This is a genomic window from Nocardia pneumoniae NBRC 100136, assembly GCF_000308755.1.
GTDB lineage: Bacteria > Actinomycetota > Actinomycetes > Mycobacteriales > Mycobacteriaceae > Nocardia > Nocardia pneumoniae.
In genome coordinates, this window is sequence record NZ_BAGF01000149.1 from 18,788 (window position 1) to 32,504 (window position 13,717).

Here is a 13,717-nt window from a genome sequence, read left to right on the forward strand (position 1 = left end):
GGAGCGGCATGCCGGGAAAGTCGCCGACCGATCAGCGCGCGGCCGCGCCGCCGCCGATACCGAGGTAGACCACCATCAAGACGAACAGGAACCAGCCCGCGCCCTGCCAGATCGGCCACGCCCGGCCGCGGCGCCACTGAAGGTAGGTTTCGACGAAAGCGCCGATCCCGCCGATCAGCAGGACGGCCGACGGTCCGATCACCACGGCGCTTTCCGCGGTCGTGTCGCACAGCAGCGTGTCCGCGTCCACGCATTCGCGCTCGGCTGCCCACAGCAGGATGAGCAGGAAGACCAGCGTGGCCGTCGCGAGGACCGAGGCGACATAGCTCGCGGCGCGGCGGAACATCCGCGGATCGCGCCACCGCTTCTCGACATCGTCGACCATCGTCACCTCGCCGCTATCGGCCCTTCGGTTCCTCGTCGTGATTGCCGGACGGCGACGACCCAAACGTCACCGCGCGGTGTTCGGCCACCCCTCGCTGTGGTCCATCCGCCGAGAGCAATCGCGCGGGGAATTCCGTGCGGTCAGCGCGGCGACGGATCCACGCGCCCCCCGTGTCGTTCGGTGGAGCGCAGCTCGAACCAATAAGCCGCGATAACGGTGGCGTAACCAGCCACCACAGCCGTGGCCGTGACGATCAGCAGCGTGATGAGAAGTCGAATCAAGAAAGCGGTGTGCATTGTGCCCTCCCCTCGGTCACGGTGGGGTCGGCGCCGCACTGCGCCGACATGATGTCAGCCCCTGCACCTAGTGAAATCCTAATGGCGGCAGCCTCGCTCGGCACGGCGCGGACGCTGTGACTCCCGTCATGCGCGCTCCGGTGTGTCGCGGGGAATACACCACCGCGATACGTTCTAATCGATCTTGTCACGAGTTTGCCGCTCAGCAGCTCCGCTCTTTCTCTCGAATTTGTCTCCGGCATCACCATCGGCATGCGAAAAAGGAGCACGAACGTGAGCATGATTCTGGCCGCGCTACACGACACCGTGATGGCGCAGTTCGATAATCCAACTCCGGAAGAACCGCCGATGGCGGACAAGCTGATGCAGTTGGGCCGCTACTTCACCTGGCTTGTCCAGCTCTCCGGCATCACGGCGATCACATACGGGGGTGGCAGGTTCGCGTGGGAGAAGTGGAACGGCGGCACCCTCCAGTCGCCCAAGATGGTCGCCAGCGCGATGGCGGGCGGCGCGGTGGCGACCAGTGCGGGCACGATCATGAATGCCATCGTCGGCTGACGCGCAGTCCTCCACTCGTGACGACCGGCTCGACGGGTTTTGTCGGGCCGGTTCTTCGTGTGGTGGTGGACAAACCGCCCGGCGGCGCCCAGAGTCGTTCCCGACGGCGCGACAGTAGCCGCACCCGGCAGCCGCCGATCTCGCACGGAAGGTAGTCATCATGGGCACCATCGCAGTTCACGAGTTCATCGCACTCGACGGCGTGTACGAGAATCCGTCCTGGACGTTCGAATACGGATTCGATCCGAAGATGGGTGCGACGCTCGGCGCGATCACCTCCGCGTCGAAGGCCATCCTGCTCGGCCGCATCACGTTCGAGATGTTCGCCCCGGCGTGGTCGACCCGCACGGTGGAGGACGACCCGGGTGCGCCGTTCTTCAACGACACGACGAAGTACGTCGTCGGTGCGAACGAACCCCAGGTGGAATGGGCCAACAGTACCCGCATCGGCGTCTACGACCCGGAGGTCATCCGCAAGCTCAAAGACGAGATCGACGGCGCCATCTACATCAGCGGCAGCGGCACGCTGGTGCGGGCGCTGTTGGATGACGGTCTGATCGACGACCTGCACCTGTTCGTGTACCCGATCGCGCTCGGCAAGGGCAAGCGGCTGTGGAGCGACGGCGCCGACGCGACCAAGCTCGTGTTGAAGGAACACGAGGTCTACGACAACGGCGTCGTCCACCTCGACTACGGCCCGGCTCGGGCCTGACCGCACGCCGCTGGGCGATCCTCGCCGACCGCCCGGCGAAACGCCATCGATCACTCGGGCGGTGCGGCGTGGCGGATTTCGTCCGCCACCGAGCCACCCGCGACATCGGCCGCGACGCCGAGCTCCTCTTCGTAGCTGTGCTCGACGGGCACCTCGTCGCTGTCGCACGTGATGTCCCTCAGTTTGCCCGTCTGCCCCGTTCCCGGCTCCCGGTCGGGGTCGATATCGGGCTCCTCCTCGGCGAGCCGATCTCCGATCGGTCGAGGATGGGCTTCCTCCCAGTGCGTCATGCCGTACCGGGTGGCTCCCGACCAGTGCTCGGGCGGGTCCATTCCGGCCTCCAGCGGATCGGAACGCAGCCGGTCCTCGTCGAGATCCTCCGCGCTGCTGAGCGCGGCCGGATCGGATTCGGCCGAGTCGGGCGCGCCCGTGTCCTGTGGCGGGTCATAGGTGTCTTTCGGTTCGGTCATTGCCGACTCCTCTCCTGCATCGAGCGACTTCCCTTCGTCGCCGACCCCAAACACCGCAGGTGAGCCGCCGGATCTTCGTCGTCGCACCCGGCCGGTGGTATTCGCCACAGCGACATCGCGACGATCGGCGCCGAAAGCGGGTATGCGACTCCCCGACGCAAGCCGACCGAAGGAGGATGTCATGTCCGTTTCGGCCTCGCGCCCGCCGTACCGCGCCGGTCGACGCCGTCATCGCGGCGATTCCGATGCGGAGGGTTCTATCCGTCTCACCGTGGCGGCATGGGTGCTGGTGTTGTGTGTGCTGAGTGTCGCTCTGGTTCTGCTGTGAGATAGGAGAGCGCGGCGCCGGGATCGCCCTGATCAGGCGAAGCCCGGCGCCGCGGCGTCGAACGGGGACTTGCTCAGCGTGGCTTGCTGATCATGTCCTTGGCACGGTCCATCATCGCCGCGAACGGGCCGACGAGAGCGTTGGCCGTGGCCGACTCGACACCGGGGTGGGGGCGGGTCGGTGCCATTGCTTCGGCGAGTTCGACTGTGCTGCGCATCCGCTTCAGGGAATCGGGGTCCATTTCTTGGCGCAGACGGTTGAACTCCTCGGTTTCCTCGTGCTCAGCGTGCGCCACCACGGCTTTGCGCAAGCCCTCCAGCTTGACCTCGAACTCGACCGAGCCGATGTCGAGGTCTTCGAGGTCCGCCAGCTGCTTCTTCGCCTTGTTCTCCTCGTCCAGGCGTGCCTCGACGATGCCAGCGCCGTCGCCGATCTCCCGGCGTGCGCGCGGGTGGATGATCTCCTCCTCGGCGGTCTCGTGCACCGCGAGGAGCCGTCGCAGCTCGTAGAACTTCTTCTCGCGCTCCTTGACGTCGGATGCCTGAGCGGTTTCGGCGAACAGCTGCCGGATCCGTCCGTGTTGCTGGACCAGGAAGTCGACGGCGTCCGAGGTCGAGTTGATCGTTGCAGGCATGCTTGTTCTCCTTCCAGGATGGCCGCTCCATTTCGCCGTTGACCAGGGAGGCAGCCAGCGGCGACCGATGCGGTACAGGCGCCTTCGCAGTGCGCATTCCCGCGCTGCTGCCTACGAAACCGGCGTCTCGGCGTGCATCGAATGTCGAATGGTGGGTATGCGCGGCCATGACGGTGCTGTCGTGTGCGCACCGGTGCGACCTATCCGATCGCGTGGTCCGGGAGGGCTTGTGTCTTCGTTCGTTTCGTTTCTCACGCTCATGCTCATCCTGCCCGGCTTGGCGGCGGCCGCGGCGTATGCCACGGTGGCGGTGAGTGTGTGGCTCGAGGGTCGCCACACGGCAGGTGACTCGGCCGAAAGCGGGGCTGCCGATGTGCCATGAAACCGGGTCGACCCGGTGGATCGGGACACCGGCAATCGGTCAGATGACCATGCCGTGTGTCCGCACGTCGTGACCCGATTGTTGACTGATTCTCAGCAGTTACACGGGGGCCTCTGGCGAAGCGCACGGATTGGGCCGGTGTCCTGAAAGGGTGCGCCGATCGGCCGCAGCGTCCACAGCCCGAGGAGAGGCCATGCATTCCGCCACCACCCCGAGCATGCCGCGGATCCGGACCCTCGGGCTCGGCAACGCGCACTGGGGTTCGGTGAGTCGGCGCGGAGCTCGGTCGATCAACGCGGACGCGGTGGTCGTCGAGACGGACACGGTGACGGGCGTGACGGCGTTCGCGGTCGCCGATGGTGTCGGGGACCATCTCTTGGCCGCGAAGGCGGCGCGCACGGCGGCCTCCGTGGCGGCACGGGTCGGGGCACGTCACGGAGGCCGTGCGGGAATACTTGCGGCGCAACGCGAATTGCGGCAGGCCGTACCGGAGCCTTCGGCCGACAGTGTGCTGGTCGTCGCGGTGCTGCCCGCCGAGTGCAAGCCCGAGGGGCCCTGCGAGGTGGCCTGGGTCGGTGACTGTCGCGCGTACCGGTGGAACGGGCGCGTGCTGCACCAGATCACCACCGACCACACCGTCGAGGAGTTGTACCGCGCCCGCGGGCTCGTTCCCGCGCCACGGACCGGTCATCTCGTCACCACGTCGGTGCGCACCGTGCGACCGGACGAGATCGGCTACGCGGTAACCGGATCGAGCACGGGCAGACTGCTGCTGAGCACCGACGGAGTGCACAAGAAACTCGGCATCGCCACGATCAAAGCCCTACTGGCAGAAGGCGGCACGGTCGAAACCATCGCGAACACGCTGGTCGACACCGCACTCCGTGCCGGAGGAACCGACAACACCACCGCGGTTGTCGTGGACATACCGTCCCGCATGGTCGAGGAGAGCGGCGCGAACAGCTGACGTGCGTCATGCCGGACTCGCCGGAACGGTGACCGATACCACGTCGGCCTGGGTGATGTGATCAGCAGCGGAGCAGCGGCATTTCAGTACGCTGACGCAGGTGTCCGAACCTGTGCCACTGACGCGGCTCCTCGATGACGCGGGATTGCTCTCGCTCGAGCATCGCCTCCATCTCGAAGAAGTGCTGGGCGAGCACGAGTGGCACGCGGATCTGGACGGACGGCGGCTGGAATTCGTCGGCGAAGCGGGCTCGTTCGTGTGCACCAAGGTCCACCTGATCGGCACGGCCGACGCCGAGTCGTGGTTGTGGGGCTGGGCCAATCCGTGGGGCTACCCGCCGTCGCTGCTGAAGGCCGCGGAGACGGTGCGGGAGTTCGGTTTTCGGTATCGCGTCGCCGAATTGTGCTCGGCGGAGCTGCCTGTCGCTCTCGCCGGTGCCGCGCCGGAGCCGCACCAGGTCGCCGGGCTGCTGGCGGACGCCGCGAAGATCGTCTGTGGGCGCTGGAGTTCCTACTGCGGTGTCACCGACGGCACCTGCGTGGCGTTCCTCGTCGAACATCCGGCGTTCCTGCTGCCGCCGCCCACCGCGTCGAGCCTTGCGCGCGTACTGGCCTTCGGTGTCGGTGCGCTGCCGCTGAGCGACCATCGACGCGCCGTGCACAGCTATCTGACCAGGCGGGGACTGCACACCGGATTCCTCGATGACTACCGGTGGCTCGAATTCAGCGGCGACGGCGTAGCGGGCGACATCGAATTCGACGACGGCGGGCAGGTCGCGAGCGTCGACGTTCGCGTGGACCTGGATCGGAGCGAGCCGCCGTCCGAGCCGAAACCCTTATCGCCGCAGTCGTGCCGCGCATCGGTGTCGCGCGGTCTGCGGCAGGCGACTGGTCATCCGGGACATGCGCCAGGATCGCGGATCACGGACCTGGATCTGGACCCGCCCCGCCGCTGACCGGCCCAGCGCGGCGAGCGCCGGGCGTGATCGTGTTCATCGGTCCGCGCCCGAGCAGGTGCCGTCCTCATGGTGCGCGCCCTCTCGCGGCTCTTTCGGCGCTGATCGTCGTGGGATCGACGCGGGCGAGCTTCCATCACTGCCCACGTCGAGTCGACAGTCTTCTTGGTGTGGGGCGGCAGCTGCCGGTTGGCGCCGTGCACGGCCGGTTGCGCTGCTATGTGTCTGTCTATTCTGTGCAATCTGCGTAGATCGCAACTGATAAATCGCCGATTTGTAATCGATGATTCACATGATGTGATACAACGCTACCAGCGGACACGGAGGGTACTGCTCGATATGGAACCAACGGCCAAGCAGCGCGCCGCGCTGAGCGTCATCTGCGACACCTTCAACCCCGGCGACGAGCTGACGCTGCCCGGCGCGAGCGCGCTCGGTGCGGTCGATACGGTCTTCGAACTGCTGGGCCGTAACCCCCGGCAGGCCGAGAAGAAGCAGTTGGCCATGCTGCTGGACCTGTGGGACTCACCGCTGACCGGCTTGCTGACCGGAAGAGGCCCACGGCGGTTCTCCAGCTTGTCGCAGCGGCAGCGGGAGCGGGCGCTGCTCCGGCTCGCCGATTCGCGGTTCGCGTCGGTGCGCGTGATCTTCCAGGCGCTGAAGCAAGCTTCGCTGCTGTCCTACAACATCACCCCCGGCCCGTCGGGCGCCAACCCGCTGTGGAAAGAGATCGGCTATCCCGCTCCCGCGGGCCCGCTGCCGACGGCGCCGAAGCCCTCGTTGACCCCACTGCGCTGCGCCGAGAGGACGGAGTTGGCCTGCGATGTGGTGGTCGTCGGCTCGGGCGCCGGTGGGGGCGCCGCCGCCGCGGTGCTGGCCGAAGCCGGGCTCGACGTCGTGGTGCTGGAACGCGGAAACTATTACGACGATCGGGATTTCGGCACCGGCGAGCTCGGCGCGCTACAGCGCCTGTACGCGCCGGGCCCGTCCGCGTCCGCGGAAGGTCAGATCACTCTCGTCGCGGGCACGTGCCTGGGCGGCGGAACCGTGGTCAACTGGAGCACCTCCTTGCCCACGCCCGGCGACGTCCGGACGGAGTGGGCCGCCCTGGGCGCCCGGCAATTCGCCGACGCCGAGTTCGGCGACGCGCTCGACGTGGTGCGACGGCGGATCGGCGTCACCGACCAGCGTTCTCCGCTGTCGGCGCGTGACGGTGTATTGGAGCGCGGCGCCTCGGCGCTGGGCTGGGAAGTGGATACCTTGCCGCGCAACGTCTCCGACGCCTGCGATGCCGGTGTGGAGTGCGGCCGATGCGGTTACGGGTGCCGGTTGGGCGCCAAACAGTCGGTGACCAAGACCTGGCTCGTGGACGCGGCCGATCGTGGTGCGCGGCTGGTCGTGGACGCCGATGTCCGTCGGATCGTCGTGCGCAACGGTCGTGCGCAGGGTGTGTCGGCCCGCACCTCGGACGGCGTCGAGATCCAGGTGCACGCTCGTGCGGTGGTGGTCGCGGCCGGGGCCATCCAGACGCCCGCGCTGCTGCGGCGTTCCGGATTGCGCAACAAGAACATCGGCCGCTATCTGCGCCTGCATCCGGCCGCCGCCGTGTTCGGGGTGTTCGACGAGGAGATCCGGCCATGGGAGGGCGGCATGCAGACCCGCATCTGCCGCCGCCACAGCGATCTGGACGGCAACGGCTACGGGGTCATCTACGAAACCGGGCCGGTGCATCCCGGCCTGGCAACCGGATTCATGAGCTGGCGCTGCGCGTCTGAGCACCGTGCCGTCATGCTCGGCTTCGCGCGCACCAACGCCATCGGCATCATCACTCGCGACCGTGATCCCGGTACCGTCTCCATCGACCGCAGCGGTGAGCCGTTCGTCGAATACCGGCTCTCGGACCACGACGCCGCCCATATGCACACCGGAGTGGTCGGGGCCGCAAGCATTCTGGAGGCCGCCGGAGCGCGCCGTATCTTCTCCGGACACCAGGCGGGCATCTCCTACGAACCCGGCAAGCGCGGCTCGCATGCCGATTTCGCCGACGCCTGCCAGGCCGCCGGGTACGGGCCGGGACAATGCTCGATGGGTGCCCTGCACATCATGGGCTCGGCCCGGATGGGCGGCTCGCCCGACCTGTCGGCCACCAACCCCGACGGCGCGACCTGGGAGATCGGGAATATCGTCGTCGCCGACGCCTCGTGCTTCCCGACCGCATCGGGTGTGAACCCCATGGTGTCGATCGAGGCGATCGCCTACATGAACGCGAAAAGGCTTGCCGCGCAGCTCATATGATTGCAGGCTAGGCTTCCGGCATGAGCACGGCGCCGTCCGGCAACCTTCCCGGTCGACCGGAGAATCGACGACTCCGGTCACAGCTCGCCTGGTACCTGGTACTCGCCTGCACGGTTGCGTCTTGCCCAGGCGCACTTCTGCGGGCAAGTGCCCCGGACAGCGCCGAGTCGTTGCTGTTGTGGTTTTTCTCGATCAGCGCCTCGTTCGGGTTGTTCTGTGTGATCATCGGCTACCTGACCCGGGTAGTCGTAACCCGGCGGCTTCGGGTACCCGAGCTCGGTCCCCTGCTCGCGCCTGCGCTGGTGGCGGCGTTCACGGTGGCCGCGTGGGGCGCGGACCTACCGATCGCGGTGCGCTGGCAGTTCTCGGCGCACAGCTTCGATGACGCCGCACGGCAGGTGCGCGACGGTGTCGATCCGCGGACGTTCGAAGGTGACCGGCTCGGGCTCTACCGCATCGATAGTGCGGACCGCTACGCCTGGGGTATCTATTTCAGGACCAGCCCGAGGACAGGCAACTGCTCGAGCGGGGGTGGAGGGTTTGCCCAGCTCACCGCCGCCTCTCGCGCGTCCGACGCATTCCATCACCTGAATGGTGACTGGCATTGGTTCTGCCTCGACAGTGCAGGTGGCGAAGTGATAGTGCCAGACCATCCCATCGGGGAATGGCGCTAGCCGCTGTTGTCAGATCGCTCGTATTCCGTTCAGCACGGCATGGAGCACACCGAGATCGGAATTGGCCTCCGCCGTGGACTGCTCCGATCGGCAGACCAGCTGGCCGTCATCGATCAGGTCGCCGACGAGAACCTTCGTCATCGTCAAGGGAAGGCCGAGGTGCGCCGCCACCTCGGCCACCGACTGCGGGGTGCGGCACAACTCGGCGATGGCGGCGTATTCCGGTTCGGTGCGCCGCAGTACGGTACCGTGCCCGGCGTCGACCACCAGGGTGGCGACGTTCAGTTCCGGCCGTACGGCACGACCCCGGCCGCGGGTGATGGCGTAGAGCCGGACCAGCGGGCCGGCGTCCTCCTCATACCAGGGTTCGCGCGGATGACTCATGGCTGTGTCGAAGCGGGCGGGTGCGGGCGGGAGTCGACCGACAGATGTGTGCCGACCCGCTGTACCGTCTGATTCATCTGGTAGGCGACCATGCCCATGTCGGCGTCCTCGGACGCCAGCAGCGCCAGACAGGCGTTGGCGCCCGCCGCGGTGACGAACAGCACCGCGCGGTCGAGTTCCACCACCGTCTGGCTGACCCCACCGGCATCGAAATGGTGTCCGACGCTGCGCGACAGACTGTGCAGCGCCGACGCCATCGCGCAGAACCGCTCGGCGTCGGTCCGGTCGAGCTGATTCGAATAGCCGAGCAGCAGCCCGTCCGAGGACAGCAGTACCGCGCAGCGTGCTCCGGTCAGTCCGTTGACCAGCTCGTCGAGCAGCCAGCCGAGGCCGGTTGTCGGGGAAGTAGTCATCGTCGCCTTTTCTGGTGGGTTCTTCGTCGCGGTCTAGTCGACGTCGGGTCGGGTCCGGCGTCCCTGGCGGGTGCCGCTCTCGATGGCGCTCATCAGATTGCGCGCCTCGTCGGCGGTTCGCTCCCGCACCGGAGCGATGGTGGGCGCCGCCGTCTCGGTCGCGGATTCGGACTGACGACGGCGTCGCGGTAGGGGTGGCTTGGAATCCGGAGTCGCCGCGGAAGACGTCGTGGCGGCAGGGGATTCGCTGCTTTCGCCCGGCGCCGAGGAGGACGAGTCCTGTTCGGAGTGCGGTGTGAACCATGCCGATTGCCGCGCCACCGGCGACTGCTGCCGCTTCGCGTCGTCCGGGGCCGTGCTGTCCGCGGCATCGATGGGCTTGCCGTCGAGATCGCCGTTCTCCTCCTGGGACGGGCTCTGCGGCTGCAAGAGTGCGGTGGGGATCAGCACCACCGCGCGAACACCGCCGTAAACGGATTCGCCCAGCCGCACCGAAACACCGTGGCGGTGTGCCAGTTTCGCGACGACGAACAGCCCCAGCCGGGCGTCGCTGGACAGCGACACCACGCTGAAGTCCGGTGGATTCGACAGCAGTTCGTTGCGTGCGGCGAAGTCGGCCTCCGACATGCCCAGGCCCTGATCGATGATCTCGATCGCGACGCCGCGCCCGACCACGACGCCGGAAACCTCGACGCGCGCCTGCGGGGGTGAGAAGGCGGTCGCGTTGTCCATCAGCTCGGCCATCAGATGGATCAGGTCGGCTACGGCCTTGCTCGACACCTGTGCCTCGGGCATCCGGCCGGTCTGGATCCGGGCGTAATCGAGGCTTTCCGCGACCGCGCCGCGAACCAGCTCCAGCAGCGGAACCGGCTTACGCCAACGGCGGCCCGGTTGCTCGCCGCCGAGAATGATGAGGTTCTCCGCATTGCGTCTGGCCCGGGTGGCCAGGTGGTCCAGCTGGAACAGCAGCTCGAGCTGGTCGGCGTTCTCCTCCTTGCGCTCGGCCTGGTCCAGCAGGGCCAGCTGCCGATGCACCACGACCTGGCTGCGGTGGGCGATGTTGAGGAACACCGCGTTCACGCCCGCGCGTGTCTTCGCCTCCGCGACCGCGGCGGCCACGGCCGCGACATGCGCCCGGTTGAAGGCGTCGGCCACCTGGCCGAGTTCGTCGGTACCGAAATCCAGACGCGACGCCTCGGCCGTCGAGTCGACGTTCTCGCCCTGACCGAGCCTGCGCATCAGATCGGGCAGCTGATGGTCGGCCAATTCCAAGGTGTCGCGCCGCAATCGGCGCATGCGCCCGATGAAACGGTTGGCCAGGATCAATGCCGCCAGGAAGGCGAGGGTCGCGATCACCAGCACCGCCGCACCGCCGAGCAGGGACTGCTGCGCGGTCCGCTCGCCATGCTCGCGCGCGATGACGTGCGCGTCGCGGCTCTGGTCCTCCCAGAGTTTCAGCAGTGCCGACACGACCTGACCGGATGCCTCCTGCCATGCGGCGACGCTCATGGGTAGCGGGGCGGTCTTGGACGTGGAGCGAGAGTCCTGGGACCGGCCGGTGCCGTCGCCGAGACGGCTGGACTCATCGGAGGTGGTGTCGCTCGCCGACACCGGACCGCGCAGCATCACCGCGTCCTGCATCGCGATCACCTTCTGGTAGGCCGGTCCGGCGGTGATCTCGTTGAGCTGAGCGAGCCGGGTCCCCTTCAGCACGCGCCCCGAATACGCCACCTCACTGCGGAATTCGCCCACCAGACGGTTGAACTCGGTGAACTGCGCCGGAGTGTGTTCGCCGAGGGTCAGCGCTACCGCGCCCAGGGTGTCCGCCATCGACAGCGACTCGGCCGCGCGCAGCGGATCGACGCCGTAGCCCAGTTCGACGGCGATGTCGGCCTCCGGCGCCACCCGGGCGGCCAGCATCGACGCGGCGATGATCGTCCCGATGAGCTGACTGAAGAAATCGAACACCTGATTCGGCGGGACCTGCTGCGCGTCCACCCCGCCGCGCAGCGCCGGAACTATGGTGAACAGCTTGTTGTAACCCTCGATATCGCTGGCCGAACCGCCGGGATTGAGTTTGCGGGCGGCGTCACCCTTGGCCATCACCGCCGCCAGCGCAGCGTCCGAGCGCTGGCGCGCGGCGGCAAGCCCCTGTGCGAGTTCGGCATCGCCCGCCAGATACAGCAGCGACAACCGCCGCTCCTCTTCGAACGCTTGCACCATGAGAATGGCCGGTCCGGTGGTGCTGGTGGCCAGCTCCGCCCATTCCTTCGCCGCCCGGCTGGAGTTCACCAGATAGCCGGCCGCGCCGCCGCCGATCGCGAGCAGCGTGACGCTGGAGATGAGCACGATCGCCAACAGCCGCATGCGCACACCGACTCGACCACGGACATTGCGCTGGCTCGACCTCGCCAGTCCCACAGCGGATTTGCGCAGCTCGACCCACTTGCTCACGCGTAATGCCCTACCTCCGACGCGGCTCCGCCCGGCCCGGACGGCACCTCACCCAATACCCGCGCCAGAGAGTAACGAAACTATCGCGTCACAGTCGCGGATCTGCACAGTTGTGACAGGTAACCTCGCCCCGGTCGAGCTCGTCAACCCCCGCCGTATTGTCGCTCCTGGCAGGTGAGAAGCGCACGAGCACGCCTGTGCGGCTGGACTTTCCTCGGCCGCGGCATGGCTCGGAGGCCGACCAGCAGCGCGCGGCACGGCTCGTCGACGAGGTGCTGAGCTGATCGGACGTGTACGAGATGAGCCCGTGGTGCACACCGGCCTACGCTGCGCATCCGCCTGTATCGGTTCCGTATCTGCTAAAGAATCACCATCGACATACTGAGCGCGGTTCCGGTGGACCTTCCGCTCAATCTCCAGACAAGTTCGAATGCGCACTAACATGGTGGAGGTATCGCGATAGCGGGCTGGTTTGGCTGGAGGGGCGCGGGTTGCCACTCGTACTCGAGGAGTCGGCAGCGTGAACGGGAACCCGCCGCCGAAAGCTGGTCGTACAGTCTCCGCGGCCCGGTGTGCCGCCGATCGCTACGAGCGTGATCTCAGTACTTCGCCATGAGGTAGGAGCCGATGATGATCATGACGCAAGCCGCGACGCGCCGGGCATTGATTCGGCGACGAGGGAAGCCCAGCACCCCGAAATGGTCCATCGCCGCCGCGACGAACATCTGACCGGCGATGATCAAGGCGTTGAACGTGCCGACGCCGACACTGGAGGCCACCGAGATCATGGCGAAGATCGCCGCACCACCGGTCAGGCCGCCGAACGGCGCCCACTTGGGCATGGCCGCGAGGTCGGCACGGGTGGGCCACTCCTGGCGGCGCGAAACAACCAGTGCGGCAAGGAGAATCGCGCCGACGCCGGTGAGGGCCACGGCGTAGGAGATCACCCCGCACAGCCACACGTCCTTCAGTGCCAGCTTCAGCGTGTTCTGGCACCCGGCCTCGACCGACCGCAACGCGCCGCCGACCAGCATGAGCGCGAAGATCAGGATCATCGCCGAGCGCGTCAGCGTGGGGCGCTTCTCGGCAGCGGTAGTGGTGGTCGTCGTGGTCGTCATCGGGAAACCCCCTCGGCCCTGGCGGCGGTGAGTAATGCGGGTGGTTGTTCGGGCGAGTCGCTGGCCATCAGATAGACCGCCACCGTGATCAACCCGACCGCGACCAGGCGGGGCGGGGTGATCTCTCGTGCGTGAAAACCCATGAGCCCGAGGTGATCCATCACCAGCGCGACCACCATCTCGCTCACGATGACCACCGCGTTGAAGGTCGCCACGCCGACGTACCTGGCGACGGTGATCATGCCGACCACCGCCACGCCGCCGATCAAGCCGCCGAACGGCGCCCACCACGGCATGTTCCGCACGTCGTCCAGACTCGGCCACGCCGAGGGCGCGACCACCTTCGACACCGCCAGGAAAATCGAGAAACCGGCCAGCGCAACGGCATACGAGAACACCGCGCACAGCCACACGTTCCGCACATAGATCTTCTGGGTGTTCTGGAACCCGACCTCGACGGACCGCAACCCACCGGACACGAAGATGAAGAGGAATACCAGCCCGAGACCGATGAAGGCCATGACCCGTCCTTCTGTTCAGGAAGCAGAAGCCATCACGAACTCAGCGACGGGCGCCCGACCTTTTCGGTAGTGACACCACCTTTCGTGACCTGTGTAACGTACCGCTGTGCAACGGCACCGTCAATAGCGGCGTATCCCAACGCAGTTCGCCCGCCCACGCCCAACCTGACG

General features: G+C 67.2%; 16 protein-coding genes. 7 read left to right on the forward strand and 9 right to left on the reverse strand.

Annotated features, from left to right (window positions below; translation table 11 throughout):
• Positions 1 to 31: 31 nt before the first annotated feature.
• Positions 32 to 385 (reverse strand): hypothetical protein, encoded by a 354-nt coding sequence (locus ON34_RS30455; protein WP_040786185.1) that lies wholly within the window; start codon positions 383 to 385, stop codon positions 32 to 34.
• Positions 386 to 525: 140 nt separating this feature from the next.
• Positions 526 to 681: a hypothetical protein gene (locus tag ON34_RS36510; protein ID WP_157172522.1), complete on the reverse strand. Its 156-nt coding sequence runs from the start codon at positions 679 to 681 to the stop codon at positions 526 to 528.
• A gap of 279 nt (positions 682 to 960) precedes the next feature.
• On the opposite strand from ON34_RS36510, the gene ON34_RS30460 reads away from it, so the two are divergent.
• Positions 961 to 1,239: a hypothetical protein gene (locus ON34_RS30460; RefSeq protein WP_040786350.1), complete on the forward strand. Its 279-nt coding sequence runs from the start codon at positions 961 to 963 to the stop codon at positions 1,237 to 1,239.
• A 160-nt stretch (positions 1,240 to 1,399) separates the two neighbouring features.
• The gene (locus tag ON34_RS30465) at positions 1,400 to 1,951 is read left to right on the forward strand and encodes a dihydrofolate reductase family protein (protein WP_040786188.1); all 552 of its coding nucleotides are present in this window, start codon (positions 1,400 to 1,402) and stop codon (positions 1,949 to 1,951) included.
• Between the two features lie 50 nt (positions 1,952 to 2,001).
• On the opposite strand, the gene ON34_RS30470 is transcribed toward ON34_RS30465, so the two are convergent.
• Positions 2,002 to 2,421: a hypothetical protein gene (locus ON34_RS30470; RefSeq protein ID WP_040786192.1), complete on the reverse strand. Its 420-nt coding sequence runs from the start codon at positions 2,419 to 2,421 to the stop codon at positions 2,002 to 2,004.
• Positions 2,422 to 2,602: 181 nt separating this feature from the next.
• Here ON34_RS30470 and ON34_RS36515 point away from each other — a divergent pair, with 181 nt between their 5' ends.
• Positions 2,603 to 2,749 (forward strand): hypothetical protein, encoded by a 147-nt coding sequence (locus ON34_RS36515; protein ID WP_157172523.1) that lies wholly within the window; start codon positions 2,603 to 2,605, stop codon positions 2,747 to 2,749.
• Between the two features lie 73 nt (positions 2,750 to 2,822).
• On the opposite strand, the gene ON34_RS30475 is transcribed toward ON34_RS36515, so the two are convergent.
• Entirely contained in the window at positions 2,823 to 3,383 is a 561-nt protein-coding gene (locus tag ON34_RS30475) for a hemerythrin domain-containing protein (RefSeq protein ID WP_040786195.1), read from the reverse strand.
• A gap of 575 nt (positions 3,384 to 3,958) precedes the next feature.
• Between ON34_RS30475 and ON34_RS30480 the strand changes: the two genes are divergently transcribed.
• From ON34_RS30480 to ON34_RS30495, 4 genes are all read left to right on the forward strand, one after another.
• A complete protein-coding gene (locus ON34_RS30480) occupies positions 3,959 to 4,732 on the forward strand; it encodes a PP2C family protein-serine/threonine phosphatase (protein ID WP_218003954.1) in 774 nt (257 codons plus the stop codon).
• Positions 4,733 to 4,832: 100 nt separating this feature from the next.
• On the forward strand, positions 4,833 to 5,687 hold the full coding sequence (locus ON34_RS30485) for a DUF6882 domain-containing protein (protein ID WP_157172524.1): 855 nt from the start codon (positions 4,833 to 4,835) through the stop codon (positions 5,685 to 5,687).
• 339 nt (positions 5,688 to 6,026) lie between these two features.
• Positions 6,027 to 7,982: a GMC family oxidoreductase gene (locus tag ON34_RS30490; RefSeq protein WP_040786198.1), complete on the forward strand. Its 1,956-nt coding sequence runs from the start codon at positions 6,027 to 6,029 to the stop codon at positions 7,980 to 7,982.
• Between the two features lie 20 nt (positions 7,983 to 8,002).
• On the forward strand, positions 8,003 to 8,656 hold the full coding sequence (locus tag ON34_RS30495) for a hypothetical protein (protein WP_157172525.1): 654 nt from the start codon (positions 8,003 to 8,005) through the stop codon (positions 8,654 to 8,656).
• Positions 8,657 to 8,665: 9 nt separating this feature from the next.
• Here ON34_RS30495 and ON34_RS30500 read toward each other — a convergent pair whose 3' ends face one another.
• The 5 genes from ON34_RS30500 to ON34_RS33995 form a co-directional block, all read right to left on the reverse strand.
• Entirely contained in the window at positions 8,666 to 9,040 is a 375-nt protein-coding gene (locus ON34_RS30500; RefSeq protein WP_040786205.1) for a DUF742 domain-containing protein, read from the reverse strand.
• Positions 9,037 to 9,453, reverse strand: coding sequence for a roadblock/LC7 domain-containing protein (locus ON34_RS30505; protein ID WP_040786207.1), 417 nt, complete (start codon positions 9,451 to 9,453; stop codon positions 9,037 to 9,039). Before ON34_RS30505 ends, ON34_RS30500 begins: the two co-directional genes overlap by 4 nt.
• 33 nt (positions 9,454 to 9,486) lie before the next feature.
• Positions 9,487 to 11,907, reverse strand: a complete 2,421-nt coding sequence (locus tag ON34_RS30510) for a sensor histidine kinase (protein ID WP_245548278.1) — start codon at positions 11,905 to 11,907, stop codon at positions 9,487 to 9,489.
• Positions 11,908 to 12,506: 599 nt separating this feature from the next.
• Positions 12,507 to 13,025 carry a DMT family transporter gene (locus ON34_RS30515; protein WP_040786210.1) on the reverse strand — a complete coding sequence of 173 codons (519 nt, stop codon included), beginning with the start codon at positions 13,023 to 13,025 and terminating at the stop codon, positions 12,507 to 12,509.
• On the reverse strand, positions 13,022 to 13,546 hold the full coding sequence (locus ON34_RS33995) for a DMT family transporter (RefSeq protein ID WP_051023368.1): 525 nt from the start codon (positions 13,544 to 13,546) through the stop codon (positions 13,022 to 13,024). The genes ON34_RS30515 and ON34_RS33995 overlap by 4 nt, the downstream gene beginning before the upstream one ends.
• Positions 13,547 to 13,717: the final 171 nt, after the last annotated feature.